Consider the following 2786-nt stretch of genomic DNA (forward strand, 5'->3'; position numbering starts at 1 on the left):
CCCAAGGGCCGGTGGTCGTGAGCGTGGCGGACAGAGGACCACGACGCACAGTTTCAAGTGATCAGGAACACAGGGACGGCGGCGACTTCGTTGCCGGTCTCGCCGCACGCAAGGCGGCGGCGCGCCTGCTTGCCGCCGTCATCGACGCCAGGACGCCGCTTGATGGGCTGACCGATCACGAAAACGGCCACCCGCAATACAAGGCGCTCGACATGCGCGATCGCGGCCTTGTCCGCGCCATCCTGGTCACCGCGCTGCGCTATCGCATGACCATATCAGGGCTGCTGGCGCGGCGCCTGGAAAAGCCGCTGCCGCCCAACGCCACCGCTTTGTCGCACATATTGCATGTCGCCGCAGCCCAGATCCTGTTCCTCGATATTCCCGACAGCGCCGCCGTCGACATTGCGGTGACCCATGCCAAGTCCGATCCGCGCACGGTGCGCTTCTCCGGCCTCGTCAATGGCGTTCTGCGCACACTGGCACGTGCCAAGGAAACGGAATTGCCTGCCGCCCTTGCCGCCACCGACGAAGCGCCAAAGTGGTTTTCCGATCGGCTGAAGACCACCTACGGCAACGAGAAGGCCAGACAGATCCTCGAAGCGCATCGCGTTGAGGCGCCGGTCGACTTCTCGGTCAAGGCCGATCCCGGTCTCTGGGCCGAAAAACTCGGCGGCATCGTCCTGCCGACCGGCACGGTGCGGGTCGAGAATCTTGTCGGTCCTGTCACTGAATTGCCTGGCTTTGCCGAGGGCGCCTGGTGGGTCCAGGACGCCGCGGCCAGCCTGCCGGCCCGGCTGTTCGGCGATGTCGCGGGATTGCGGGTTGCCGATCTCTGCGCCGCGCCCGGCGGCAAGACGGCGCAGCTGATCGTTGCCGGCGCGAAGGTCACCGCCGTCGACACCTCGAAAAACCGGCTCGTGCGGCTGACGCAGAATCTCGAGCGTCTCGGCCTGTCCGCCGAAATCGTTCAGGCCGACCTGCTCAAGTATGAGCCAGAAGAACTGTTCGACGCTGTTCTCCTCGACGCACCCTGCTCGTCGACCGGCACGGTGCGGCGGCACCCCGACGTGCCATGGACCAAGACTTCGGCTGATGTCGAAAAACTGGCCGACCTGCAACGCAGGCTGCTCGCCCGCGCCGTCACGCTGGTGAAGCCCGGCGGCAGGATCGTCTTTTCCAACTGTTCGCTCGATCCGCTCGAAGGCGAGGATCTCTATCACGCCTTTCTGGCCGGCACGCCTGAAGTCGCCAACGATCCGCTGCGGCAAGGCGAGATCGCCGGCATCGATTCGTTCCTGACGCCGCAAGGCACGCTGCGCACCACGCCCGCCGACCTGGAGCTCGGCGTGCCGGAGCGCTCGGGCCTCGACGGCTTCTTCGCCGCTCGCATGCGGCGAGCCGGCTAGCGATTGAATTGCCCGGATTTACTGACTTTTTGGGGTAGGATCGGGGGCAAAGCCAGGTGAACCGGCGTGGGGTCGTGGAATTCGCCTTCGCACGAATCGTGCAATCATGTAGACTCGGCGCCGGGGTAGAGGACGATCAGGAGGGGTTTTGGCACTTGCTGCCAGCAGCACGACGCGTCTGTGGACGCTTGTCGCGAAGGAGTTCTGGCGCAAAACGCGCCGGCGCCTGCGCGCCGGGCCTGTCTATCGCTGGCGCTATTCCGGCCGCACGCCGGAACGTGTGCTGATCGCGCCGCCGGACCTGCGCCTCGCCGACCCGCAGATCGCACTCGAGATCTATTACGGCCGCTATCCCCTGTCGGGGCATCTCGTCGAGACCGGCGGCAAGTCGCCTTTCCAGATCAGCGTGCCCAATCACGGCTGGCAGAAGACGCTGCACGGCTTTCGCTGGCTGCGCCATATGCGCGCCGCCGGCACCGAGCTTGCCGCCGCCAATGCCCGCGCCCTGGTCTCCGATTGGATCACCATGCATGGCAGCCATATTTCCGGCATCGCCTGGGAGCCCGGCACGACGGCCAAGCGCATCATCGCCTGGTTGCAGCACTCCTCGGTCGTATTGCAGGGCGCCGAGTTCCCTTTCTACCGCGCCTTCCTGAAATCGGTAGCCATCCAGATCCGCTACCTCAGGTCGATGGCGCGCGAAATGCCCGACGGCAAGGACAGGCTGCGGGCCCGCATCGCGCTCGCCTTCGCTGCCTTGTCCCTGCCGGCGCCGGCCTCGGCCCTGCGTGGCGCGACCCGCAATCTTGCCGAGGAACTCGACCGCCAGATCCTCGCCGATGGCGGGCATATTTCGCGCAATCCGATGGTTGTCCTGGAAATCCTCGCCGACCTTCTGCCGCTGCGCCAGACCTATGCCAACCAGGCGGAAACGCCGCCGCAGGCGCTGATCGGCGCCATCGACCGCATGCTGCCGGCGCTGCGCTTCTTTCGCCATCAGGATGGCAGCCTCGCCCGCTTCAACGGCATGGGCGCCACCATCCACGACCGCATCGCCACCATTCTGCGCCACGACGACACCGCCGGCGCGCCGCTGCTGCATGCGCCGCATTCCGGCTATGAGCGCCTGTCGATGGGCGGCACCACGGTCATCGCCGACACCGGCCCGCCGCCGCCGGTCGATGTGTCCAACGCCGCACACGCCAGCTGCCTTGCCTTCGAACTGTCGTCCGGCCGCCAGCACTACATCGTCAATGCCGGCATCGACACCTATGGCGCGGCTGAATTCCGGCCGCTGGCGCGCGCCACCGCCGCGCACTCGACCGCCACCATCAACGACACCTCGTCGGCGCGCTTCAGCCATTCGCTGCGTGTCAACGA

General features: G+C 66.5%; 2 protein-coding genes. Both read left to right on the forward strand.

Annotated elements, in window-relative coordinates:
• Window positions 1–11 precede the first annotated feature (11 nt).
• Window positions 12–1406 carry an RsmB/NOP family class I SAM-dependent RNA methyltransferase gene (locus EN893_RS27470; protein ID WP_164901153.1) on the forward strand — a complete coding sequence of 465 codons (1395 nt, stop codon included), beginning with the start codon at window positions 12–14 and terminating at the stop codon, window positions 1404–1406.
• Window positions 1407–1554: 148 nt separating this feature from the next.
• On the forward strand, window positions 1555–2786 hold a 1232-nt coding region (locus EN893_RS27475; protein ID WP_128361931.1), incomplete at its 3' end, for a heparinase II/III family protein.

The organism is Mesorhizobium sp. M7A.F.Ca.CA.004.04.2.1 (assembly GCF_004022825.1).
Taxonomy (GTDB): domain Bacteria; phylum Pseudomonadota; class Alphaproteobacteria; order Rhizobiales; family Rhizobiaceae; genus Mesorhizobium.